Here is a 22,520-nt window from a genome sequence, read left to right on the forward strand (position 1 = left end):
CTGGCCTTGCGCCAAGGTACGAACTGCACCATTTTCCAGACGATTTTTGAGTGATTTGCACTGCCTATGACCAGTACGCCATTGCCTTGGCCACGCCCCTCGGAAGCCGTTCGCGAGCTCATGCGCAAAGGCGCCGAGCTCGCTCAGGCGCTGCCGCCGGAGTGGGTCGAGCGCCTCAATCAGGCGCTGTTCTCTTCACCGGAAGATGCCAGGCTGCTGGAGGATCCGGTCATCCTCGCGGCATGCCGGCGCGCCAACCGGGCAGAGTTGCTGCACTGGGCTAACGCCAATCTGCAGCGTCCTGGGGAACCGGTGGAGTCCTACGTGTCTGCTGACATGGTGGACACGGCCAGGGAGCTCGCTCGCAGAGGTCTGTCCGAACTGCTGATGAATGTCGCAAGGTCGACACAGAACGCAGCCTGGGAGCTGTGGATGAAGATGGCCTTCAGCCTCACGCAGGATCCCGCGGTGCTCGAGGAGTTCCTGGAGGTCTCGTCGCGGTCGATCTCGGAATTCATCGACAGCAACATGCGGGTGGTGACCCAGATCATCCTCGAAGAAAAGAGCGCCCAGGCCCATGACGATCCTGTCGATAAACGCGGTCTGGTCAGTCGGCTGCTCGATGGCAGGGATGTGGATGCGGAGCAGTTCGGCAGGCGACTGGGCTACAGCCTGGCTCAGAAGCACCATGCCTGCCTCGTCTGGAGCGAGACCCCGGACGCCGAGATTCGCCCCCTTGAAGATATGGCGCGCGCCCTGGCGCAGCTCACGGGCACGGTCGCACCGCTGATTGTCTTTGCGGGCCCTGCGACCCTGTGGGTCTGGAGCAATGCGGCAAAGCCGCTGGACCTGAACCGGCTGCAGGGCGTGGCTCGGCAATTTCCGAAGATACGCGCGGCAATTGGTTCGGCGGGCGCGGGGATGAACGGCTTCCGTCGCTCGCACCTGGAAGCCTTGACCACCCAGAGTTTGATGGGCCGTTTGGCGGGGTCACCCGCCATTGCCACGATCGATCAGGTGAGGATGGTGTCCCTGATGACCCAGGACGCCCGCGCGGCCAGGCAGTTCGTCCTGAGCACGCTTGGCCGCCTGGCGACCGAGCCCACGGTCCTTCAGCATTCGTTGCATGCTTTCCTGGCTAACGGCTGCAATATCACCCAGACCGCCGAAGTGCTGGGTACCCACCGCAATACACTGTTGCGCCGGCTGGAGCGTGCCCAGGACCTGCTGCCGGTCCCGTTTGCCGACCATCGTATCCAGATCGCCGCCGCACTCGAGCTGGTGATCTGGAACACGCCGCTCGATGGCGACGAGCAATAGCGTTTCATCCCTTCCTTTGACCTGACAGGTCATCACTGCTGTTGCCGCGCGCGGCGCTCAACGAGGCGCCCGCGTTGCAATGCCCTGCAAAAACGCGTTTTCCAGCATCGTTGCGCTCTCTCTTGGCGCGCGCCCTCGTTGGCGGGCATCAACTGCGCCATGCAGCAGCGATACGAACATCTCGGTCAGCAGCGCTGCGGTGACATCCGTTCGAAATACACCCTGTCGCTGGCCGCTGAGAAACAACCCATCGAGCCTTTCCAGATAGAACTGCAGGTCGTGTTGCACGCTCATGTGCACAGGGTAACGGGAGGCAAGGAAAGCGATCAGCTCACCTTGGGCCAGGTGCGCGTGAATCAGCTGACGCAACGCAGCCAGGGGCTGGGTCAAGGCCAGCGTGTCGCTGTTGTCGAGAATCTGCAGGAGCGTGCCTTTGGCGTGCTGTTCGAGCTGGCTATCGAGGTTGTCCCGCGTACCGCAGTAACGGTGCAAGGTTGCCCGACTGATGCCCGCCAATGCCGCCAGCTCGCCCATGGAGGCTCTGGGCCGCAAGGCAGCAGCGGCATAGAGGGTATTCACCAGCTTGCCGGGAAGCGATGGAGGTGGGAAGGCTGAAATTGTAAAGGTCATTTAGAGTCCTGGATGATTATTGTGAGACATTATTGACTCATCCGGGTTTGAAAAGTAGCATCCGCCCCGTTTTCAATCAAGGCTCGGGTGAGTGATGGGCAAGACAGGTTCGATAAGAGTGGGCGTATTGGCCGTGGCGATCGCCTTGGCCGGGTGCGAGCCCGCAGCAGAGCAGGACGGTGCAGCCAATGCGAGCTACCCGGTGGAAATCGTGACGTTGGCGTCCGAGCAGGTGGCCTTTGCCGCCGAGCTGCCGGGCCGGGTCGAGCCGATGCGCGTCGCCGAGGTGCGGGCGCGGGTGCCGGGTATCGTGTTGCACAAGCGCTTCGAGGAAGGGGCTGACGTCAAGGCGGGGGATGTGCTGTTCCAGATCGACCCGGCGCCGTTCAAGGCCGCCCTGGCCCGCGCCGAGGCCGACCTGGCCCGTGCCCAGGCGGTGCAGCAGGAGGCCCAGGCGCGCGTGAAGCGCTATGCGCCGCTGGTCAAGATCGAAGCGGTCAGCCAGCAGGATTTCGACAGCGCCACCGCCGAGTTGCGCAGCGCCGGTGCGGCGGTGCGTTCTGCCCAGGCCGACGTGCAGGCCGCACGCCTGAACCTGGGCTATGCCACTGTCACCGCGCCGATCTCCGGACGCATTGGTCGCGCGCTGATCACCGAAGGCGCGTTGGTGGGGCAGGGTGATGCGACGCTGATGGCGCGTATCCAGCAGCTCGACCCGATCTACATCGACTTCACGCAGTCTGCCGCTGATGCGCTGCGCCTGCGCCAAGCGCTGACGGACGGCGCACTCGCGGCCGACAGCCAGCATTTGACCGCGCAAGTGGAAGGCACCGACTTCCAGCGCTCGGGCGAGCTGATGTTCACCGATGTGAGTGTGGACCGTGGTACCGGCCAGATCATCCTGCGCGGGCGTTTCGACAACGCGGACGGCACGCTGTTGCCGGGCATGTATGTGCGCGTGCGCACACCTCAAGGTACCGACAACCACGCCATCCTGGTCCCTCAGCGTGCGGTCCAGCGTGGCAGCGACGGCCAGGCACGGGTTTTGGTCGCCGCCAATGGCATCGCTGAAGCACGCGCCGTGCAAACCGGCGTGATGCAAGGCGCACGCTGGCAAATCACCGAAGGACTCAAGCCAGGTGATCAGGTGATCGTCGGTAGCCCGGCAGGGTTGGCCCCCGGTATGCCGGTGGCGCCGGCACAGCAACAAACGGCTGCCGCCCAGTGATGCGAGGAAAGTGAGATGTCCAGGTTTTTCATCCATCGCCCTAACTTCGCCTGGGTCGTGGCGTTGTTCATTTCACTGGCAGGATTGCTGGTGATTCCATCCTTGCCCGTGGCCCAGTACCCTAATGTGGCGCCACCGCAGATTTCCATCACCGCCTCCTACCCCGGCGCTTCGGCCAAGGTCATGGTGGAGTCGGTGACCAGCATCATCGAAGAGTCGCTAAACGGCGCCAAGGGCCTGCTGTACTACGAGTCCACCAACAACTCCAACGGCGTGGCCGAAGTGATGGTGACCTTCGAGCCGGGCACCGACCCGGACATGGCGCAGGTCGATGTGCAGAACCGTTTGAAACAGGCCGAGGCGCGCATGCCTCAGGCGGTGCTGAGCCAAGGGCTGAAGGTGGAGCAGGCCAGCTCCGGCTTCCTGCTGATTTACGCCCTGACCAGCACGGCCGGCAAGCGTGGCGATACCACGGCCCTGGCCGACTATGCCGCACGTAACATCAACAACGAACTGCTGCGTGTGCCCGGTGTGGGCAAGCTGCAGTTTTTCGCCTCGGAAGCGGCCATGCGGGTCTGGGTAGACCCGCAGAAGCTGGTGGGCTATGGCCTGTCCATCGACGACATCAACACGGCGATTCGCGGCCAGAACGTCCAGGTTCCGGCCGGCAGCTTCGGCAGCACACCGGGTGCCAGCGAGCAGGAGCTGACCGCGACCCTGGCCGTGCAGGGCACCCTGGACACGCCGGAGGCTTTCGCCGGCATCGTCCTGCGCGCCAACCCGGATGGCTCCAGCGTGCGCCTGGGTGATGTCGCGCGCATGGCCATCGGTAGCGAGAACTACAACCTGTCGGCACGCCTGAACGGCCAACCGGCGGTAGCCGGCGCGGTGCAACTGGCGCCGGGCGCCAATGCGATCCAGACCGCCACGCTGGTCAAGGAACGCCTGGCCGAGCTGGCGCAGTTCTTCCCCGAAGGCGTCGAGTACGCGGTGCCGTACGACACCTCGCGTTTTGTCGATGTGGCCATCGAGAAGGTGATCCACACCCTGATCGAAGCCATGGTGCTGGTGTTCCTGGTGATGTTCCTGTTCCTGCAGAACGTGCGCTACACCCTGGTGCCCTCGATCGTGGTACCGGTGTGCCTGCTGGGGACACTGATGATCATGAAACTGCTCGGTTTCTCGGTGAACATGATGACCATGTTCGGCATGGTGCTGGCCATCGGTATCCTGGTGGACGACGCCATCGTGGTGGTGGAGAACGTCGAGCGCTTGATGGCCGAGGAAGGCCTGTCGCCGGTGCAGGCGACCATCAAGGCGATGGGGCAGGTGTCCGGGGCGATCATCGGTATCACCCTGGTGCTGGCGGCGGTGTTCCTGCCGCTGGCGTTCATGTCCGGTTCGGTGGGGGTGATCTACCAGCAGTTCTCCGTGTCGCTGGCGGTGTCGATCCTGTTCTCCGGTTTCCTGGCGCTGACCTTCACGCCCGCGCTGTGCGCCACGCTGCTCAAGCCGGTGCCCCATGGTCACCATGAAAAGGGCGGTTTCTTCGGTGCCTTCAACCGTGGCTTCGCCCGTGTTACCGAGCGCTATTCGCGGCTCAACAGCGAACTGCTGGCGCGGGCCGGGCGCTGGATGCTGGCGTACGTCGGCATCCTGGTGGTGCTGGGTTATTCCTACCTGCGCCTGCCGGAGGCCTTCGTGCCGGCTGAAGACCTTGGTTACAGCGTGGTCGACGTGCAGCTGCCACCGGGCGCCAGCCGGGTTCGTACCGATCACACCGCCGAGGCATTGGAGACATTCCTGATGTCCCGTGAGGCGGTGGCCAACTCGTTCATCGTCAGTGGCTTCAGTTTTTCGGGCCAGGGTGACAACGCCGCGCTGGCGTTCCCCACCTTCAAGGACTGGTCGCAGCGTGACAAGACGCAATCGGCGGAGGCGGAAACGGCAGCGATCAATGCGCAATTCGCCGCCAACGGTGACGGCTCCATCACCGCGGTCATGCCGCCGCCCATCGCCGGCCTGGGCAATTCCGGTGGTTTCGCCCTGCGCCTGATGGACCGTGGCGGCCTTGGCCGCGAAGCGCTGCTCGCCGCCCGTGACCAGTTGCTGGCACGCGCCAACGGCAACCCGGTGATCCTTTACGCGATGATGGAAGGCCTGGCCGAGGCGCCGCAGTTGCGCGTACACATCGACCGGGACAAAGCCCGCGCCCTGGGCGTGAGCTTCGAGGCCATCAACAGCACCCTGGCCACCGCTTTCGGTTCGGCGGTGATCAACGACTTCACCAATGCCGGGCGCCAGCAGCGCGTGGTGGTGCAGGCTGAGCAAGGCGAACGCATGACCCCCGAAAGCGTGCTGCGCCTCTATGCCCCCAACGCCAGCGGCCAGCAGGTGCCGTTCAGCGCCTTCGTCACCACCCAATGGGAAGAGGGCCCGGTGCAACTGGTGCGCTACAACGGCTACCCGTCGATCCGCATCACCGGCGACGCCTCGCCAGGGCACAGTACCGGCCAGGCGATGGCCGAGATGGAGCGTCTGGTCAGCGAGCTACCGCCGGGTATCGGCTACGCCTGGACCGGCCTTTCCTACCAGGAAAAGGTGTCCAGTGGCCAGGCTGCCAGCCTGTTCGCCCTGGCCATCCTGGTGGTGTTCCTGCTGTTGGTGGCGCTGTACGAAAGCTGGGCGATCCCGCTGACGGTGATGCTGATCGTACCGATCGGCGCCCTGGGTGCGGTGTGGGCAGTGACGCTCACCGGCATGGCCAACGACGTTTACTTCAAAGTCGGCCTGATCACCATCATCGGCCTGGCGGCGAAGAACGCCATCCTGATCGTCGAGTTCGCCAAGGAACTGTGGGAGAAGGGCTACAGCCTGGGCGATGCCGCCATCGAGGCTGCGCGGCTGCGTTTCCGTCCGATCGTGATGACGTCCATGGCGTTCATTCTCGGCGTGGTGCCGCTGGCTATCGCCTCCGGCGCGGGGGCGGCCAGCCAGCGCGCCATCGGTACCGGCGTGATTGGCGGCATGCTCAGTGCCACCCTGCTGGGGGTGGTGTTCGTGCCGATCTGTTTTGTCTGGGTGTTGACGCTGCTCAAGCGTAAGCCCGCCCCTATGCAACAGGCTGTCGAGGGTAGCAAGTGATGCTCATGCTCAATCGTGTGTTTCCCGTCGTTCTGGCCTTGACCTTGACCGGTTGTTCCCTGGCGCCCACCTACCAGCGCCCTGACGCGTCAGTGGCGGCTGGATGGGCAGGCGCTGCCGGACGTACAGGCCGCTCGGTGGAGCAACTGGATTGGCAGGCCTTCATCGTCGATCCCGTGCTGCGTCAGCTGGTCGATACCGCGCTGGCCAACAACCGCTCCTTGCGCCAGTCCCTGCTCGACATCGAGCAGGCCCGTGCTCAGTACCGGATCCAGCGGGCCGATCAGGTGCCGGGGCTGAACGCCAGCGCCGCGGGCAACCGCCAGCACCTGCCGTCGGCGCTGTCGAGCGATGGCCGCGAGGGTGTCAGCAGCACATACCAGGTGGGGTTGTCGCTGCCGGAATATGAAGTGGACCTGTTCGGCCGTGTCAAAAGCCTGAGCGATGCAGCCCTGGAGCAGTACCTGGCCACCGAGGAAGTCGGGCGTGCCGCGCGCATTGCCCTGATCGCCGAAGTGAGCCAGGGCTACCTGACCTTGGACGGTGCCGAGCGGCGCCAGGCGCTGACACGTCAGACGCTGGCAAGCCGCGAGGACTCGCTGGCGTTGGTTGGCCAGCGGCGCGCCGCTGGTACGGCGACGGCACTGGATCACCAGGAAGCACTGGGGCTGGTCGAACAGTCCCGTGCCGAGCTCGAAGTCACCGTGCGCCAGCAGCGCCAGGCCTACAACGCGCTGGTGCTGTTGCTGGGCAGTGGCGAGGCGGCCAAGGTGATTCCCGCTGAGCGCCCGGATGAGCCGATGGTGCTCAATGACATTGCGCCGGGCGCGCCGTCGGCGCTGATCGAACGCCGCCCCGACATCCTCGCCGCCGAGCACCGGCTGCGTGCGCGCAATGCCGATATCGGCGCGGCGCGGGCGGCGTTTTTTCCGCGCATCAGCCTGACCGGTAGCTTTGGTGCCGCCAGTGCGCAGATGTCCGGTCTGTTCGACGGCGGCTCGCGCAGCTGGAGCTTCATGCCGCAGCTGTCGCTGCCGTTGTTCGACGCCGGACGCAATCGTGCCGGGCTCAGCCTGGCCGAGGCGCGCAAGGACTCGGCCGTGGCGGCCTATGAAGGCGCGGTTCAGGTTGCCTTCCGCGAAGTCGCCGATGCGCTGGCCGCCACCGACACCCTGCGCCGCGAAGAAACCGCGCGCCGGGCCCTGGCCGACACCAGCCGCGCGACCCTGGCGTTGGCCAAGGCGCGGTATGAGGGTGGAGTGGACAGCCATTTGCGTTACCTGGACGCGCAGCGCAACAGCTATGTGAACGAAGCAGCCTTCATTGAAGCCAGTACCCAGCGCCAGCTGGCGTTGGTCGACCTGTTCCGCGCGCTCGGCGGCGGCTGGCCGAGCAAGGGCTGAAACAGCCTCCTTTGGTTGGCATGTCCAGCCACTTGGCCCCAGGGATCGATGCCCTGGGGCTTTTTTTTTTGGCTGGCGAAGGCAGGTCAGCGAGCAGGTGCCGCAGCGCCGCCGAGGAACAGCAATTCCAGCGTCTGCACGGACGTCGCGCTGGCTGCCCGCCCGCGCCGTTCGGCATCGACGATGCCGTACACCATGCTCAGGAACATTTCGGTGAAGATCGCCGCGCTGATATCGATACGGAAAGCGCCGGCCTGCTGGCCACGCAGGAAGAAGGCATCCAGGGCGTCGGCATAGGCCCGCCACGGGCGATTGGCCTCGCTGTCGTCGAACGAGTCCGGGCGGTACTGGAACAGCAGGAAGATCATCATCTGGCGATGCTTGAGGTGCTCGACGATGAGGCGGTGCAGGGCGGTGCGCGGGTCGCTGTCGTGCAGGTCAGCATTACCGATGACCTGCGTGAGGACCTGGTCGCCGTAGCTCTCCAGCATGTTCACCAGGTTGTCGCGGGTGCCACAGAAGCGGTGCAGGGTCGCCTTGCTGACGCCCGCTGTCTCGGCCAGTTCCTTCAAGGTGGCTCGGGGGTGGACGACGATCGCATCGGCCAGGGCTTTGAGCAGGCGCTCATCGGTAGGAAGGTGCATCAGAAGATTCCACACTGCATATCGTGGGGCCATTGTGAATGAAAACGGCTTCCACGGCACCCATTTGAGTAAATAGTGGTTCAATCAAGGCTTGCGGGTTGCAGCCGCGCACGCGCTTGCCTGCCGGTGCCAGGCACCGCCTCCCTCGACGTGCCAGGTCGAGGGAGGCGGTGAAGCTCAGGGCAGGGTGAAGAGCACTTTGACCTTGTCATTGACGGCCGAGGCGTCGACATAGCCGATGGCATTCGCCTCGCTGCCGACCTTGGCGATCACCGCGGCGTCATCATCCACGCTTTGCAGCGGTTGCCCCTTGCCCGTGAACACCAGGCCTGACCAGTACGACTTGAGCTGGGATTCGTTCTTGTTGGTCAGCGCGCTGTAGAACCTTTCCTTGTTGGGGTTCCAGCCTTTCTGGTCGAGGCCCTTGAGGCTGCTGTCCTTGCCCAGGAATATGTTGGCCACCTCGGCCTGGGACGGAGCGGCGCTGGCGCCGGCATTGACGATCACGGCCACTTCGGCGCGGGCCAGGGTGCTGGCTGTGGCCAGGGCTGCGGCGAACATTGCGGTGAGGAGTGGTTTCATGTGGGCGCTCCTTAGAAGACGAAATCGACGCCGACGCTGATGATGTCGCCGTCGTAGTTGCGCGAAGGAGTGCCGGCAGCACCGTTGCTGGCCGCGAAGACTGCATGGTCGAAGGCCTCCTGGGCGTTCTGCACGAAGGTGCCGCGGTAGCCGCTGCCGCGCGTGTCCACCCGCTTGTACTCGCCCTTGAGCACCAGGTTCGGCGCCAGGTCGTAGTTCACGCCGTAGGTCCAGGAGCTCTGGCGGCCAGCGTCTTCATCGAGCTGAGCGTAGGTGAGGTGGACCAGCACGTCGCCAAAGCGGCGCCCACCCATCAGGTAGAAGGCATCGATGCTGCCTTGCTGGTCGCCTTCGGTGTTGTTGCTGGTCCACTCGTTCGAGGAGATCCAGGTGCCGTTGTCGTACTGATAGCCGAGGGAGGCGAAGCGGCCTTTCTTGCGGTTGAGGCTCAGGAAGTCGACACGTGTGGGCGCCCCCCCTGGAGCAACGACCGAGGCGCTGAGGTCGGTATCGATGTCAGCTTCGGCATAGCCGATGCGCAGCGTGCCGAAGTCGTAGGTTTCCAGGCTGACGTTCGCCGCGAAGATCTTTTTGTAGTCGATGTCGTACCGGTTATCCATGGCGAACAGGTTGCGGTTGGTGGCCTGGCCACCTGCCACCTGGAACGTCACGGAACCAATGCCGGTGGGCACGGTGTAGAGGACATCGGCGCCTTCGTAGTTGCTCAGCTGGACCTGGCTGTAGACCTCATCCGGCAGCCGCAGCCACGGGTGGGTGACGCCGACGTCGAGGGTTTCGGAGTACATGTAGATCGGCAGGCGCAGCCGCCCTGCGCGCAACCTCAGGCCTTCGGTCGCCTTCCAGGAGAGATAGGCCCATTCCAGGTTGCCTTTCCAGGTGTCCTGTTCCGGTTTGAGGGTGCCTTGCACGGTAACCGATAGCGTGTCCGTGAGCCCATATTGGAGCTGGCCGCCCAACCGGGAGAGCTGGTCACCACGCCAGGCGTCCGTCGTCTGCCCGCTGATGCCGAAACTGCGCCCTTTGTCCTCGCCCCCCAGGTGGGTGAGGCCGGCGGTGCCGAAGCCGTTGAATTGATAGTCTCCCTGATCCAGGGCCATTGCCGGGGTGGCCGCGATAAGGCCTGCGATACCGAATGCTCTAATGCCTTGCATGCTTCAACTGCTCTCGTGAGGGGGAAGGGTCAAATGCGGAACTGAGCGGTGGCGCTGCGCAGGTGGTTACCCGTACCGACCAATTGCTCGCCGAGCCGTGCAGTGGCGTCGGCACCTTGCGTGGTGGCCTGGGTATCCTGTTGCAGCCTCTCGGTGTCTTGCTGGATCGAACGGGAAAGGCCGATCTGCTCGTTGGTGAAACGGGCGATACCGGCGTTCAACTCATCTATCTGGCGAACGGCCCCGGTGATCGCCTCCAGGGTCTGCGTGGCATGTTCAGAGCGCTCGATGCTCGCCCTGGCCTTTTCGCCGTTCAGGTTCATCGCCTGCAAGACGCTGCGGGCACTGTTTTGCAGGCGCTGGATGATGTCCTGGATCTGCGCGGTGGAAGCGGTGGTTTTCTGGGCCAGGTTGCGCACTTCGTCGGCGACCACGGCAAAACCTCGCCCTTGCTCGCCTGCCCGTGCCGCTTCGATGGCGGCGTTCAGGGCGAGCAGGTTGGTCTGTTCGGCGATGCTGCGAATGACCGTCAGCACCGAGCCGACGTGCTGGGTTTCTTCTTCGAGTTGTTCCATGGCCTGCACCGAGCTGAGCACGCTGTTACCCAGGTCGCCGATGCTCGAGGACAGGCTGTCGATGTTGTGCCTGGCTGCGCTCGCCTGGCGCGCTGCGGCGCTGGCTTGCGCGGAGGCCTGACCGGAGCGCTGCGCCACTTCCTGAATGCTGTTGGTCATGGTGTCGATGTCACGGCTGATGGACTCGGTGCGCTCCTGCTGCGAGCGCGCATTGTCTTCCGCGCCCTGGGTGAGCCGATGCAGCTCGCGGGACATCTGCTCCAGGGGCGCGGCGGACGTGATGATCTGGCGCAGGGTGCCTTGCAAGCTGTCCAGCAAGCCGTTGAACAGGCCGATCATTTCGCCGATTTCGTCCGCGGAGTCGACATTCACACGGCGGGTCAGGTCGCCATCGCCGCTGGCAATGGTCTTGAGCGAGCCGATCACGCCTCGGACATTGCTCATGACCTGACGAATCACCCAGGCCGCGCTGGCGCTGACCACCAGTAGCAGGCAAACACTGAGCAGGTAGCCGACGCGCGTGGTGGTGGCGTTGTCGGCGCGGACTTGGGTCAAGCTGCCCTGGAAGTCGGCGTAGACGTGGCTGCGAAACTGTTCGCCCAGCGCCTTGGCGTTCTTGAGGTCGCTGGCCATGCGCTCGAAATGGGGGCGCAAATCATCGAACGCAGCCCCGTCGAGCAGTTGCCCGGAGGAGGCGAACGCGTTGTCGGCGTAGCGCTTGATCGCCGCGGACCAGGCTTGCAGCTCCTGGTGCCGGCCGGGCCGTTCAGCAGTCAGCGGCTCCAGATCGCGTAGCCGGGCAAGGACGTCGGCCAGCACCTTGCGCGCTTCATTCAGAGTGTCCCGCTCGCCCGCTGCGACGGCGCTGTTGAGCAGGCCGGGTAGGCGGGAAAACTGGAAAATCACGTTGTCGGCAGCTTCCAGCGTCGGGTAGCTCTGTTTTTCCAGCGACACCAGTCGATTGTCGTTGTCGTCCAGCTGCACCGCGGTGTAGCCGACGAACAGCAATAGGCCGAACAGGGCGACGGCGGGCGGCAGAGAGAGTTTCAAGGTCAGCGAAATGGTTTTGAACATGGGGGGCGGGCCTCGGCGGGACGAAGGGCAAAGCGCAGGCAAGCAGGGCCGCAAAAGCCGGTGCGCTTTTGGTCGGGCGTGCTATCGCTATGCTTCGGACAAAGGGCTGTCCTTCGACAGTGAAGTTGGCGCTAAGTGATCATTGCGCCCCTCCGTGACCCGTTGAAGATTGCCCGTCTGCTTGTGTGAAGCGATAAGCCCAGGCCAGCTTTGGAGCCGTGCGGGGGAGGCGAGGGTGCCCTTTCAGGCAGCCCGCATGCGCGTGGAAGGTATGGCGCCGCCAGTTCTGGCATGCGCGCTCGGAGCGCGACAGCGTGTTGGTTTTCAGGCCCATTTTCGCCCTGCCACTTGGTGGTGTTTTATTTGTTATATCAAGCGTTTTGTAAAATACAGGAGTTTTGATTTCATGCAAGGCGTCAATGACGCCAGAACGTGCGAAAAGCGGCGCAGGCGCTATCAGGCCTGGTGCTTGGGCAGGGCTGGCAAGGCGCGGGGCGATAGCCCCGCAGCGACGAGAGGCGGCGCGCAGAGGCGCTGTTTGGCGGGATGACGCCTTCCTGGCAAGGCGCCGGGTTTACCGGGGGGCGGCTTTGGACTTGGCGGTGCGCTTGGCGGTTTCGGCTGGGGAAATCATGACGATGAAGGCGTCAATCAGGGCTTTGCCACGCTCTGCGCTGACCGGCTCGGGCTCGAGAGGCAGCATCATGAGCCAGCCATCACTGAACGCGGCAACGTGATCGGCCAATACATCGGCCGGCACATCTTCGCGGACCTTGCCCTGGCGCTGGCCGGCTTCCAGTACCGAAGTGGCGACTTGGCGGTAGTGTGCATAGCGTTGCTTGATGACGCTGGCGAATGCCGGCTGGTGGCGGGCATGGGTGAGCAGTTGCAACCACGCAAGCCAGTTGTCTGGCTCGTCATGACTGATCCAGTGATGCCACCGTTGAATGAGCGATCTGATGTCTACCTGATCGAGATTGATGTCCAGCAGTGCGTCGACCTTGTCGAACAGGTTCTGCGCAACGGCACTGACCATTTCTTCCTTGTTGGCGAAATAGTAGGTCACTGTACCCGTGGTGCAGCCGGCGTATTGCGCCACCTTGCGCATCGTAGCGCCGGCATAGCCTTCTTGCGCGATCACCGCGATCGCCGCCGCCAGCAGCTCGGTCCGTTTGGCGTCGCGATCGCCAACCGGGCGCCCACGACGGGCAAGCGGTTCGGGTTCGTGCTCATCGGCCTTGGCGTCAGGGGCATGGCGGGCGTGTGTTTCAGGCATAAGGAGGCGATTTCATCGGTCAACCAATCGGACCAGCAGTTTGCCACAGCAAGCCTGGCTTACCCAGGCTGTTCGATCGGACCAAGTACCGACAGCCATGCCCTGCATCGACTATCACCGCGATTACCCTACATGCCGCCAGCACTTCCGCCAGCTCATCAGTGTGCGAAAAAATCCATTCGGACATTGCCGTCGCCGAGCACTTGAGCCAGGCCATCGGGGTTATCGATCTTTCCGATTCGGGTGTAGGAGTAGGGCGTCTTGAACGTTTTGTAGAAGACCACCAGGGTCTTCGTCCCATAGAGCATGACATCCCCCGCATTGATCGTCCCGGGAGCGCTCGCATCCGTGGGGAGTGACAACGCAAGATCCGTATATTTTTCGTTGCTGTTAAGGTCAGTCATTTCGAGCGTTAGCGGCATCGACGAAGCGAAGGCACGAGCTGCTTGGGTGTTAGCCAATGTGATCGTGTATTGATGCTCACGTACTGTCATCTGCATACGGGGGATCTCACGCTGAAGTTTTTCTTCTGCCAGCCCGACCGTTTGCGGTTCAGCTGCGCTGGCCGCAACTGCGTGAGCCAAACCAAAAGCCAATAACGCGCACGCCAAAACTCTCATTATTTCTCCTGTCATCGTTGATTGGTCGTCTTCCCGAGAGCCGAGATTCAAGGCATGCCAGGTGTGCTGGCAGCTGATCTTTCTGCACTGAGTCGCAGCTCTGCGATATCGCGTTTTGGCGGAGTGCCGAACTGGCGCCCATATTCGCGGCTGAACTGCGAGGGGCTTTCATAGCCGACCTTGAAGGCAGCGGTGGCGGCATCCAGATGCTCGTTGAGCATCAACCGTTTCGCCTCGTTCAACCTCAGCCATTTCTGGTACTGCAACGGGCTCATTGCGGTGAGCTGACGGAAATGCTGATGGAAGGTCGAGAGCCCCATCTGTACCTGGGAGGCCAGATCGTCCACTCGCAGAGGCGCGGCGTAGTTCAGCTTCATCCAGTCGATAGCCTTGGCAATTCGATGACCCTTGCTGCCTACGGAGGCGATATGGCGCAGCAGAGGGGCCTGGCCACTCAGCAGCAGACGATAGTGGATTTCTCGCTGAATCAGGGGCCAGAGCACGGGTATCGCATCAGGCTCCTCCACCAGCTCGATCAGACGCGCGAAGCTCTCAAGCAGTTTTGGACTCAGTTCGCCCACGCCGGCGCTTTTGTGTACGGACTGGCTGCTTACCGGAAGGCGACCATCTTGGGCGATCAATTCTGCGAGCGTGCGCAAGTCAAGCTTGAAAACCAGGCCGAGGCAGGGTGCTGCTTCGCTTGCCAGGGTGACAGCCGAGTTGGCGGGGAGACTTAGCGATGTGACCAGGAACCGGGTCGTGTCGTAGGGAAAGACATCACTGCCGATAACCATCTCCTTTGCGCCCTGTACGACCAGCACGATGCTTGGCTCGATGATGCATGTCATGGGTGGCGCCGGTGCGTTACGTCGGTAGACGCTGAGGTCTGCAATGCATGTCGGGAAATCGCCAGTGGTGGGCGCGATAGCGCCGATGACTCTGCGCAGCGTGGCCATCGGGATCGCATGGGAGGGCGGCTGTGTGGTGGCGGGCATGGGAGCCTCACATGATCTATTGGAAAAACACTACTCGCGCACCGCTTCAGCTGTCCATGCCCGGTCAGCATGATCTGGAGAATCAGGCAAGAAAACTATCGGTTTGCTCTACTGAATGGCCGCTTTCCCGATGAAGATGGACTGCAGTTGAGGTTACCAGAGCGCACTGGCGCGACTGCCCTCACTCCTATTTCCATTTTGAGCAAACAGGAAGATGTGCATGAAACATTTGTTCGTAGCGTTTGCCTTGATGGCCAGTTCACTCTCTGCCGGAGCCGCCGATATGTCCCATGGAGCTGACAATTTTTACAAGAGCGAACAGGTCTCACTTGAACGGGTCACCTTCAAAAACCAGTTCCAGATGAACACGGTCGGGAACCTCTTTGTTCCCAAAAATCTGAACCGAAACACCCGATACCCAGCCATCATCGTTGGTCACCCAATGGGGGCGGTGAAAGAGCAGAGCTCGAATCTTTACGCGCAGAAACTGGCCGAACAGGGTTTCGTCACCTTGGCCATCGATCTGTCGTTCTGGGGCGAGAGTGACGGTCGTCCGCGCAACTTGGTGGCGCCGGACATCTATGCCGAAGACTTCAGTGCAGCAGTTGACTACCTCGGTGCTCAAGGCTTCGTTGATCGCAAGCGGATCGGCGTGCTGGGCATCTGTGGGAGCGGCAGTTTCGCCATCAGTGCGGCGAAGATTGATCCACGCATGAGAGCTATTGCAACAGTCAGCATGTACGACATGGGTGCAGCCAATCGCAATGGCCTCAAGCACGGAGTAACGGTCGAACAACGCAAGAAAGCCATCGCCGAAGCGGTGGCCCAGCGTGATGTCGAATTTGCCGGCGGTGACACCAGGTACACCAGCGGCACGGTTGATCAGTTGACCGACAATTCCAATGCCATCGAGCGGGAGTTTTACGACTTCTACCGCACCCCCCGTGGTGAGTTCACTCCCAAAGGTCTGCCGCGGCTTCTGACGACGCATCCTACGCTGACCAGCAACGTCAGGTTCATGAACTTCTATCCATTCAATGACATCGAGACGATCTCGCCACGTCCCATGTTGTTCATCGCCGGAGAGAACGCTCACTCCCGTGAGTTTAGCGAAGAGGCCTATCGCCTTGCTGGTGAACCCAAGGAGCTTGTGATCGTGCCAGGCGCTGGCCATGTCGATCTCTACGACCGCGTCGAATTGATCCCCTTCACCAAGCTGGCGACCTACTTCCGCGAAAACCTCCAGTGACTTCCCCCGGCTGCCCTTGCCCAGCTTCGACACGCTGGGCAAGGGCATCGGCGTTTTTGAAATGGGTAGACCGAGAATTACCATGAGCAGCTCAGCACTATCTCTTCAATATTCAAGCCGCCAGGTCTGGAGCGCCGTCCTGGCGATGTCGCTCTGCGCCTTCGCGCTAGTGGCCTCTGAGTTTCTGCCGGTGAGCCTGCTCACCCCCATTGCATCTGATTTATCGCTGACCGAGGGGCAGGCCGGACAAGCCATTTCCATTTCGGGTTTCTTTGCCGTAATCACCAGCCTGTTGCTGGCCACCGTGACTCAGGGAATTGACCGCAAGCCGGTATTGTTGGCCACTACGGCACTGATGCTCCTCTCTGGTGCAATGGTAGCGTTCGCCCCCGACTACCTGACGCTGATGGCAGGACGAGCGGTGCTTGGCATTGCCATCGGTGGCTACTGGTCAATGTCAACGGCTGTGATGATGCGTATCGCACCCGAAGCGCTCGTCCCCAAAGCTATTGCCGTGATGCAGGGTGGCACCGCACTAGCTACGGCAATCGCAGCCCCGGTTGGGAGCTACCTGGGTGGCATGATTGGCTGGAGGGGCGCGTTCTTTTGCGTGGTGCCTTTAGCGGCACTGGCGCTGGCCTGGCAAGCCTTCACCCTGCCAGCAATGCCAAGTGAACGCCGTGCCGGCTCGGCGACTGGCGCCCTGCGCTTGTTGAGAGATGGCAAGGTCGCCCTCGGCATGGCTGCAGTTGCCTTTCTGTTCATGGGGCAGTTCACATTGTTCACCTATTTGCGGCCTTTCCTGGAAACGGTCACGCACGTCGAGGTGCCGACGCTCTCGCTCCTGCTGCTGATCATCGGTGCCGCTGGTTTAGTGGGAACAATGGTAGTCGGCTCGCTCGTTAGCCGACATCTGAATCGGCTTCTGGTGGGGATTCCGTTGATCATGGCGGCTATTGCATTCGCGATGATCGCGGCGGGGGCCTGGGTCGTTCCAGTTGCTGTATTGCTCGGTTGTTGGGGGCTTATCGCCACCTGCGCTCCTGTGGGATGGTTTACCTGGCTGGCCAGGGCATTGCCACATAACGCGGAAGCCGGCGGTGGCTTGATGGTCGCAGTGATTCAGTTGGCGATCACTGCTGGGGCAACGGCAGGTGGCGTGTTGTATGACGGTATGGGTTATCAAGCGACGTTTGTTGCCAGTGGCGTATTCTTGCTGATCGCAACACTGCTTAGTGTCATCACGAGTCGCAGGTAGCCGGGGGATCATGAAGGGCACCTCGCGACGGCCCTGTCTTGGTGAGCGAACAGGGTTCGCCCCTGAAGCCATCCGATGAAAATCATGTGCCAAGCGACGCTGGGCAGCGACACCTCTGTCCAGGCCCAGAGGCGAATTCTATCGTTCCTTCGAAACCAGAGCCTGGTGGCGCCAGGTGATCATTGATATCAACCACGAGAGGGCGTGTCTCCAGGAAATTCAGAGCCGCGAGGGTGAGGCCGGCAAACTCGCGATCAGCCATCAACACCTTGCATCTCAGGTGACGGATAGATGGGCGGGCGAAACCGACCAGCACCGGCCCCGCCAGCAACATACTGACATAGCCCAGCAGGGCGGTGATGGCGAAGGTCCTCAGGCCGGCGCCGGCGTGGTCTTCATGGCGGCCTTTCTTGCGCTCGCGCTCGAGCCCCACCCGCATGCCGATGGCCAACGCCACGGCGCCCCGTGGCTGACCTTCACCGTGTCGAGCATGGCGCCTTCGGGGTGTCCCTGGGCGCGACCTCCGCGCCGCCTTGCTCAAGGGCTATCAAGGCTGGCAGATCGAGTATCTCGACGAGTCTGCCATGCAGGCTGACGATACCCAGCGTGCGCAAGCGGGCAACCGAGCGACACACGGTTTCCAGGCGCAGCCCCAGGTACGAAGCCATGTCTTCCCGGGACATGCGCAGCATGAAGCCGTGGGCAGAATAGCCCCGGCTGACGAAGCGCCGGGACAACCCTACCAGGAAGCTGGCCAGCCGCTGTTCGGCGGTGAGATTGCACAGCATCAGCACCCGTTCATGTTCGCGCACGATTTCCCGGCTCATCAAACGGTTCAGGCTTTGCTGCAGGACGGGAAAGTCGCGAGCCAGTGCTTGCAGCCGACGATAGGGGACAGGGCAGACCTCGCTGTCTTCCAGGGCGATGGCGTCGCATACGTGATGCTCGGTGGCGATGGCATCGAGCCCAAGTACATCGCCAGGCATCCAGAAATTGATCACCACGCCCTGGCCTTCGGCGCTGTTCAGGCTGGTCTTGAAGCTGCCGCAGCGCACGGCGTATAGCGTTGTCAGCGGATCGTTGGCGTTGAACAGCGCGGCGCCTTTGCGAATGCGCATGCGCGGACCGATCAGCGCGCCCAGGCAACTGTTGTCGTGCACTGGCAGACCGGTGGGCAGGCACAGCCCGCTGACACGACACTCGGTGCACAGAGTCGTGAGCGGTTTCAGATGAATCGGGGTTGCCGGGTTCGACGCTGCAGGTTGGTCGAGCAAGGTCACCTTCAGGAGACCGGTCATGGTCAGGCCTCCTTCGCGTATCGGAGAGCTGCCTGGGCTGCCATCCGCGCATTGGGTTTGCCAACACTGTCCATGCTTGAGCGGGGTGACCAGTCGGCAAGCATGTCCAGCGAATGGGGCGCGTTGAGACGAGCACTCAACCGTTCGACGAACGCTTGCGCTTCGGCGCAGGTAGTGAAGCTCACCCGGCAGTCGTCCATGCGGATCCACCAGCGGTTCTGTTCAGGGTTCTTCTCGACGTAGATGTTCATGAGAGCCTCCAAAAAAGCATGCATGAGCAAACCAACTGCAAATCCATGCGAAACGAAGGCATCCCTGCCGGCAACAGGGGTGGTTCAGGACGCAATAGCCATTTCCATCACTTCATCGCGCTGGTTGGCGAACGGTTCATAGGCCGCTTCTATGTTTTTCAAGGGCGCCATGGCACGCCTCGTGGGCATTGGATGATTGTTGTTGGTGTAGGTCAGATTGCGCCGTAATTGCCTGGAAGCTTTGATCCGCATCAAATTCACGCGCGGCCGGCATTGCCGTTGGTCCGCGCAACGGTATTGGCTGGTTCATCCCCAAGGCTGAGGGGCAAGGCCAGAAAGGGCCTTGTCTTCAGGCGCGCAGGTCCAGTTCGTGAATGATTTCGCTGACATCGCCACCCAGGTAGCGTGAACTGAACCCCAGGCCCTTGGTCAGCCGGTGCATGGCGTAGTTGTTCGCCAGGTCCCTGGAGATCATGCAGTGAAAGCCATTGCGTTTCGCAGCTGCGATCAGGTGCTGCATCAGCAGCCGGCCCAGCCCCTTGCGTTGCCATTGTTCCTGCACGGCCACGGCGCATTCGCAGAGGTGGCTGTCGGGAACACTGGCATACCGGCTGACCCCGATCTGGCGCAACTGGCCATCTGCATGAACCAGGGCAACGTAGGCTTCGCAGTGGCGATGATCCACTGGCATATGCTGCGCATCCAGGCTCGGAAGGCCGCCACTGAGCCCGGCGATGAAGCGGAAACGCCGGACCTCGTAGGCGATCGTGCCGAGAAAGCGGCGGTCCCTTTCGTGGTCTTCCTCGCGCAGCGGGCGGATCAGTACGGCAGAGCCGTCCGAAAGTTTTTCGATCCAATGCTCGCATGCGTCTGGCTGTTCAGTCTGCTGCCTGTTCATGTCGCCTCCCGGCCACCTGGTCGATGCTTGCTGCAGCTGTTGTAGCGTGTTGGGCGACGCCCGTTCTGACAATCGTCAAGTTCAGGCTCGACGGGTGGTTTTTCTGATCTGCATCAAGCGCGAAGCGACCTGCCTTCGGACAATCGCCTACATCATCACACCTGCCGCACAAGCCCGGAGGTTCACCATGGGGCAATATCGACAACTGCTGGTGCTGCTCACCGAGGTCGATCCGCATTCGGCCGCGCTGCGCAGGGCCTTGGCCCTGGCGCACGTCAGTGGTGCCAGTGTGCATGTGCTGGGCTTGTTCGAACCGACGCAGGAGCACCTGCTGCGCGAAGAGCGATTGAACGAGGCCGATATCCAGCGTCAGTTCGACCACTACCGTGTGCGGCTGGCGAGGTTGGTCGAGCGTCACCGTGACAGTGGTATCACCTTGACGGTCGACAGTCTGCCGGCAGACGATATTCGCAGCGCGGCCGTCGACTACATCAGTGAACTGCAGCCCGATATGGTCATCAAGGACAGTGAAGTGGCGCCAGCCCTGGCGCAACTATTCGGTACGCCTCTGGATTGCGCGCTGATGCGGGGCTTGAAGGGCATCACGCATTTCGTACCATCTGCCACGGTGGCGCTACCCCAACGTGTGCTGGTCGCCGTGGACACCTCCTTCAGCGAAACACCCGACGCCCAGGCGCGCTTCAACCGTGGGCTGATCCGTGCTGCAAAAGCGCTGGCACTGCAATGCGATGCGCAGCTGCACCTGCTCTCGGCCTACAACCTGGCTGGCGTGTTCACCTCGGACATGAATGTCGCCCAGGCGTGGATCGATGAGATGCGTAACGCCCAGAAGGAGCCGTTCGACATCCTGGCAGACAGTGAAGGGGTCGCGCCGGATTGCCGGCACTTCATGGAAGGTAGCCCGGTGCAGGTGATTCGCGAGCAGGTCGCTGCGCTGGAAGTCGACGCGGTGGTCATGGGCGTCGTGCAGCCCAAGGGCCTGGACAAGCTGCTTGGCGACACCACCGAACGCATCGTCAGCCGTCCGCCGTGCAGTGTTCTGGCGGTTCCCCCTCAAGCGGCCGAAACCCTGGAGCCCCAGCCATGCAACTGACATTTCTCGGTGGTACCGGCACCGTGACCGGCAGCAAGTTCCTGTTGACCCGCGACAGCAGCCGGGTGCTGATCGACTGCGGGCTATTCCAAGGCTACAAGCAACTACGCCTGCGCAACTGGGAACCGCTATCGGCGGCGCTGCGCGCGCTCGATGCCGTGGTGCTGACCCATGCCCATCTCGACCACAGCGGTTATCTTCCGGTGCTCGCGCGGGAAGGCTATACCGGGCCGATCTACGCAACCCCGGCCACCTGTGCCTTGGCCGAGATCCTGTTGCTCGACAGCGCCCGGCTGCAGGAAGAGCAGGCCGCGCATGCCAACCGGCACGGCTACTCCAAGCATTCGCCGGCACGCCCGCTTTATACCGAACAGGAAGCAAAGCGCGCCTTGGCATTGTTGCGCCCTGTGGAGTTGCATCACCCGACCATGATCGCGCCGGGCATGGAGCTGCTGTTGCGCACGGCTGGGCACATACTCGGCGCGGCGACGGTACAGATCAAGGTAGACGGCCAGACCGTGGTCTTCTCTGGCGATCTGGGCCGGCCACAAGATCCGATCATGCGCGCGCCGGAACTGATCAGGACGGCAGACGTGCTGCTGGTGGAGTCCACCTATGGCGATCGCCAGCATCCAACCGAGTCGACCGAGCAATTCCTGGCCCAGGTCATCAACCAGACCCTCCTGCGCCATGGCATAACCTTGGTGCCGTCGTTCGCCGTTGGCCGTGCCCAGTTGCTGATGTACTACCTGTACAAGCTCAAACGCGATGGCCTGATACCCGACATCCCTGTCTACCTCAACAGCCCGATGGCCACCGACGCAACCATGCTGTACCAGCAGTTCAGGAGCGAGCATCGCTTGACGCCGGCAGAATGTGCCGCAATGTGCAGGGGCACGCACATCATCCGTACGGTCGATGAATCCCGGCATCTGGATCAGCTGCGTGAGCCTGCGGTCATCATCGCCGCCAGTGGCATGGCGACCGGCGGACGTGTTCTGCACCATCTCAAGGCGCTGGCCCCCAACCCGCGCAACAGCATCCTGTTTTCGGGTTTCCAGGCCGGTGGTACGCGCGGCGCCGACATCGTCGCCGGTGCGCACAGTGTCCGCCTGCATGGCGAAGACGTGCCTATCCGGGCTCAGGTGCATGCCATGGAGAACCTCTCAGCGCATGCCGACGCCGACGAGATCATGCAGTGGTTGCGCGGATTCGCCCGCCCGCCACGCCAGACCTACGTCATCCATGGCGAGCCGCACGCCGCCGACACGTTGCGGCGGCGGATCAGCATCGAGCTCGGTTGGCAGGTGTACGTGCCTGAGTATCAGGAAACCGTTGCCATTGATCGAGTGTGAGTGGACGAGGTGGTCTACCCGCTGGTGCCCGAGCGGATGGTTTCGGTCGGCTACTGGTACACGGGTCGACGTGCCCGGCATCCGGCCAGTCGGTTTCGACGGCCACGATGTTGAAACCGTACTGTTCGATCAGCCGTCGGGTAATTGCCGCACGGGCACGAACGAACGCGCTGGTGCCATGGCTTACCTCGCCCAGCATCACCACACGGGCGTCGGCGTAGCGGTCAAACAGCGCCGCGAAGGTGGGGGAATCCAGGTCGGGCAAGGGTTCTGCGCATTGATGCAACAGGGGGCGATGTCAGCGTTGTCGACCTGGTATTGCTTGCCGTAGCGCTTTTCCATCAGTTTCCGCGAGTTACCGTATGATGGATACCCTCCTCGAGCGGATGTTGCCGGAGGTCGTGAGGCGAAAAGCGGGCGGGGCAGCACGGTGG

General features: G+C 62.5%; 18 protein-coding genes and 4 pseudogenes. 8 read left to right on the forward strand and 14 right to left on the reverse strand.

From position 1 onward, the window contains the following. Positions 1 to 120 precede the first annotated feature (120 nt). Positions 121 to 1,320, forward strand: a complete 1,200-nt coding sequence (locus FQ664_RS15720) for a PucR family transcriptional regulator (protein WP_144173119.1) — start codon at positions 121 to 123, stop codon at positions 1,318 to 1,320. Positions 1,321 to 1,377: 57 nt separating this feature from the next. Here the strand turns inward: FQ664_RS15720 and FQ664_RS15725 are convergent, their stop codons facing one another. Next, positions 1,378 to 1,854, reverse strand: coding sequence for a TetR/AcrR family transcriptional regulator (locus FQ664_RS15725; RefSeq protein WP_144173121.1), 477 nt, complete (start codon positions 1,852 to 1,854; stop codon positions 1,378 to 1,380). A gap of 190 nt (positions 1,855 to 2,044) precedes the next feature. Here FQ664_RS15725 and FQ664_RS15730 point away from each other — a divergent pair, with 190 nt between their 5' ends. From FQ664_RS15730 to FQ664_RS15740, 3 genes are read left to right on the forward strand one after another with little or no spacing between them, the layout of a single operon-like run. After that, positions 2,045 to 3,178, forward strand: a complete 1,134-nt coding sequence (locus FQ664_RS15730) for a MexC family multidrug efflux RND transporter periplasmic adaptor subunit (protein WP_144173123.1) — start codon at positions 2,045 to 2,047, stop codon at positions 3,176 to 3,178. 15 nt (positions 3,179 to 3,193) lie between these two features. Beyond that, a complete protein-coding gene (locus tag FQ664_RS15735) occupies positions 3,194 to 6,322 on the forward strand; it encodes an efflux RND transporter permease subunit (protein ID WP_144173125.1) in 3,129 nt (1,042 codons plus the stop codon). Beyond that, complete coding sequence (locus FQ664_RS15740; protein WP_144173127.1) at positions 6,322 to 7,725, forward strand: efflux transporter outer membrane subunit; 1,404 nt, start codon at positions 6,322 to 6,324, stop codon at positions 7,723 to 7,725. The genes FQ664_RS15735 and FQ664_RS15740 overlap by 1 nt, the downstream gene beginning before the upstream one ends. 86 nt (positions 7,726 to 7,811) lie before the next feature. Here FQ664_RS15740 and FQ664_RS15745 read toward each other — a convergent pair whose 3' ends face one another. The 8 genes and pseudogenes from FQ664_RS15745 to FQ664_RS15780 all read right to left on the reverse strand — a co-directional run bounded on the left by FQ664_RS15745 (position 7,812) and on the right by FQ664_RS15780 (position 14,663). Next, positions 7,812 to 8,369: a TetR/AcrR family transcriptional regulator gene (locus FQ664_RS15745; protein WP_144173129.1), complete on the reverse strand. Its 558-nt coding sequence runs from the start codon at positions 8,367 to 8,369 to the stop codon at positions 7,812 to 7,814. Between the two features lie 177 nt (positions 8,370 to 8,546). Then, positions 8,547 to 8,951, reverse strand: coding sequence for a phosphate ABC transporter substrate-binding protein (locus FQ664_RS15750; RefSeq protein ID WP_144173131.1), 405 nt, complete (start codon positions 8,949 to 8,951; stop codon positions 8,547 to 8,549). Between the two features lie 11 nt (positions 8,952 to 8,962). Beyond that, complete coding sequence (locus FQ664_RS15755; RefSeq protein ID WP_474707146.1) at positions 8,963 to 10,069, reverse strand: porin; 1,107 nt, start codon at positions 10,067 to 10,069, stop codon at positions 8,963 to 8,965. A gap of 83 nt (positions 10,070 to 10,152) precedes the next feature. Next, positions 10,153 to 10,668, reverse strand: a pseudogene (locus FQ664_RS28290) (methyl-accepting chemotaxis protein); the annotation flags it as partial. 390 nt (positions 10,669 to 11,058) lie between these two features. After that, positions 11,059 to 11,772, reverse strand: a pseudogene (locus FQ664_RS28295) (methyl-accepting chemotaxis protein); the annotation flags it as partial. 574 nt (positions 11,773 to 12,346) lie between these two features. Continuing rightward, positions 12,347 to 13,048 carry a TetR/AcrR family transcriptional regulator gene (locus FQ664_RS15770; protein ID WP_144173137.1) on the reverse strand — a complete coding sequence of 234 codons (702 nt, stop codon included), beginning with the start codon at positions 13,046 to 13,048 and terminating at the stop codon, positions 12,347 to 12,349. Positions 13,049 to 13,206: 158 nt separating this feature from the next. Continuing rightward, positions 13,207 to 13,668 carry a cyclophilin-like fold protein gene (locus tag FQ664_RS15775; RefSeq protein ID WP_256675981.1) on the reverse strand — a complete coding sequence of 154 codons (462 nt, stop codon included), beginning with the start codon at positions 13,666 to 13,668 and terminating at the stop codon, positions 13,207 to 13,209. A 47-nt stretch (positions 13,669 to 13,715) separates the two neighbouring features. Beyond that, a complete protein-coding gene (locus FQ664_RS15780) occupies positions 13,716 to 14,663 on the reverse strand; it encodes an AraC family transcriptional regulator (protein ID WP_144173139.1) in 948 nt (315 codons plus the stop codon). Between the two features lie 220 nt (positions 14,664 to 14,883). On the opposite strand from FQ664_RS15780, the gene FQ664_RS15785 reads away from it, so the two are divergent. Together FQ664_RS15785 and FQ664_RS15790 are read left to right on the forward strand one after the other, a co-directional pair. Continuing rightward, positions 14,884 to 15,912 (forward strand): alpha/beta hydrolase, encoded by a 1,029-nt coding sequence (locus FQ664_RS15785; protein ID WP_144173141.1) that lies wholly within the window; start codon positions 14,884 to 14,886, stop codon positions 15,910 to 15,912. An 82-nt stretch (positions 15,913 to 15,994) separates the two neighbouring features. Next, positions 15,995 to 17,170 carry an MFS transporter gene (locus tag FQ664_RS15790; protein ID WP_144173142.1) on the forward strand — a complete coding sequence of 392 codons (1,176 nt, stop codon included), beginning with the start codon at positions 15,995 to 15,997 and terminating at the stop codon, positions 17,168 to 17,170. A 286-nt stretch (positions 17,171 to 17,456) separates the two neighbouring features. On the opposite strand, the pseudogene FQ664_RS15795 reads toward FQ664_RS15790, so the two are convergent. The 4 genes and pseudogenes from FQ664_RS15795 to FQ664_RS15815 all read right to left on the reverse strand — a co-directional run. Next, positions 17,457 to 17,609, reverse strand: a pseudogene (locus tag FQ664_RS15795) (hypothetical protein); the annotation flags it as partial. Positions 17,610 to 17,646: 37 nt separating this feature from the next. Next, positions 17,647 to 18,468 (reverse strand): helix-turn-helix domain-containing protein, encoded by an 822-nt coding sequence (locus FQ664_RS15800; RefSeq protein WP_144173143.1) that lies wholly within the window; start codon positions 18,466 to 18,468, stop codon positions 17,647 to 17,649. A 2-nt stretch (positions 18,469 to 18,470) separates the two neighbouring features. Beyond that, on the reverse strand, positions 18,471 to 18,719 hold the full coding sequence (locus tag FQ664_RS15805) for a hypothetical protein (RefSeq protein WP_144173144.1): 249 nt from the start codon (positions 18,717 to 18,719) through the stop codon (positions 18,471 to 18,473). Between the two features lie 349 nt (positions 18,720 to 19,068). Beyond that, positions 19,069 to 19,617 (reverse strand): GNAT family N-acetyltransferase, encoded by a 549-nt coding sequence (locus FQ664_RS15815; RefSeq protein WP_144173145.1) that lies wholly within the window; start codon positions 19,615 to 19,617, stop codon positions 19,069 to 19,071. Between the two features lie 187 nt (positions 19,618 to 19,804). On the opposite strand from FQ664_RS15815, the gene FQ664_RS15820 reads away from it, so the two are divergent. Together FQ664_RS15820 and FQ664_RS15825 are read left to right on the forward strand one after the other, a co-directional pair. Then, entirely contained in the window at positions 19,805 to 20,731 is a 927-nt protein-coding gene (locus FQ664_RS15820) for a universal stress protein (RefSeq protein ID WP_144173146.1), read from the forward strand. Continuing rightward, entirely contained in the window at positions 20,722 to 22,086 is a 1,365-nt protein-coding gene (locus tag FQ664_RS15825; protein WP_144173148.1) for an MBL fold metallo-hydrolase RNA specificity domain-containing protein, read from the forward strand. The genes FQ664_RS15820 and FQ664_RS15825 overlap by 10 nt, the downstream gene beginning before the upstream one ends. 64 nt (positions 22,087 to 22,150) lie before the next feature. Here the strand turns inward: FQ664_RS15825 and FQ664_RS27885 are convergent. Next, a pseudogene (locus FQ664_RS27885) lies at positions 22,151 to 22,405 on the reverse strand (erythromycin esterase family protein); the annotation flags it as partial. Between the last annotated feature and the right edge of the window lie 115 nt (positions 22,406 to 22,520).

Origin of the sequence: Pseudomonas persica (genome assembly GCF_900291015.1) — a bacterium.
In the GTDB taxonomy this organism is placed as follows: Bacteria; Pseudomonadota; Gammaproteobacteria; order Pseudomonadales; family Pseudomonadaceae; genus Aquipseudomonas.

What these genes read in the sequence shown, in the direction of transcription:
- FQ664_RS15750 (WP_144173131.1), bottom strand. Translation starts at nt 8,951, where the DNA reads ATGAAACCACTCCTCACCGCAATGTTCGCCGCAGCCCTGGCCACAGCC.
- FQ664_RS15800 (WP_144173143.1), bottom strand. Translation starts at nt 18,468, where the DNA reads ATGACCGGTCTCCTGAAGGTGACCTTGCTCGACCAACCTGCAGCGTCG.
- FQ664_RS15805 (WP_144173144.1), bottom strand. Translation starts at nt 18,719, where the DNA reads ATGAACATCTACGTCGAGAAGAACCCTGAACAGAACCGCTGGTGGATC.
- FQ664_RS15770 (WP_144173137.1), bottom strand. Translation starts at nt 13,048, where the DNA reads ATGCCTGAAACACACGCCCGCCATGCCCCTGACGCCAAGGCCGATGAG.
- FQ664_RS15815 (WP_144173145.1), bottom strand. Translation starts at nt 19,617, where the DNA reads ATGAACAGGCAGCAGACTGAACAGCCAGACGCATGCGAGCATTGGATC.
- FQ664_RS15825 (WP_144173148.1), top strand. Translation starts at nt 20,722, where the DNA reads ATGCAACTGACATTTCTCGGTGGTACCGGCACCGTGACCGGCAGCAAG.
- FQ664_RS15725 (WP_144173121.1), bottom strand. Translation starts at nt 1,854, where the DNA reads ATGGGCGAGCTGGCGGCATTGGCGGGCATCAGTCGGGCAACCTTGCAC.
- FQ664_RS15745 (WP_144173129.1), bottom strand. Translation starts at nt 8,369, where the DNA reads ATGCACCTTCCTACCGATGAGCGCCTGCTCAAAGCCCTGGCCGATGCG.
- FQ664_RS15755 (WP_474707146.1), bottom strand. Translation starts at nt 10,069, where the DNA reads ATGGCCCTGGATCAGGGAGACTATCAATTCAACGGCTTCGGCACCGCC.
- FQ664_RS15735 (WP_144173125.1), top strand. Translation starts at nt 3,194, where the DNA reads ATGTCCAGGTTTTTCATCCATCGCCCTAACTTCGCCTGGGTCGTGGCG.
- FQ664_RS15820 (WP_144173146.1), top strand. Translation starts at nt 19,805, where the DNA reads ATGGGGCAATATCGACAACTGCTGGTGCTGCTCACCGAGGTCGATCCG.
- FQ664_RS15785 (WP_144173141.1), top strand. Translation starts at nt 14,884, where the DNA reads ATGAAACATTTGTTCGTAGCGTTTGCCTTGATGGCCAGTTCACTCTCT.
- FQ664_RS15730 (WP_144173123.1), top strand. Translation starts at nt 2,045, where the DNA reads ATGGGCAAGACAGGTTCGATAAGAGTGGGCGTATTGGCCGTGGCGATC.
- FQ664_RS15780 (WP_144173139.1), bottom strand. Translation starts at nt 14,663, where the DNA reads ATGCCCGCCACCACACAGCCGCCCTCCCATGCGATCCCGATGGCCACG.
- FQ664_RS15790 (WP_144173142.1), top strand. Translation starts at nt 15,995, where the DNA reads ATGAGCAGCTCAGCACTATCTCTTCAATATTCAAGCCGCCAGGTCTGG.
- FQ664_RS15720 (WP_144173119.1), top strand. Translation starts at nt 121, where the DNA reads ATGCGCAAAGGCGCCGAGCTCGCTCAGGCGCTGCCGCCGGAGTGGGTC.
- FQ664_RS15775 (WP_256675981.1), bottom strand. Translation starts at nt 13,668, where the DNA reads ATGAGAGTTTTGGCGTGCGCGTTATTGGCTTTTGGTTTGGCTCACGCA.
- FQ664_RS15740 (WP_144173127.1), top strand. Translation starts at nt 6,322, where the DNA reads ATGCTCATGCTCAATCGTGTGTTTCCCGTCGTTCTGGCCTTGACCTTG.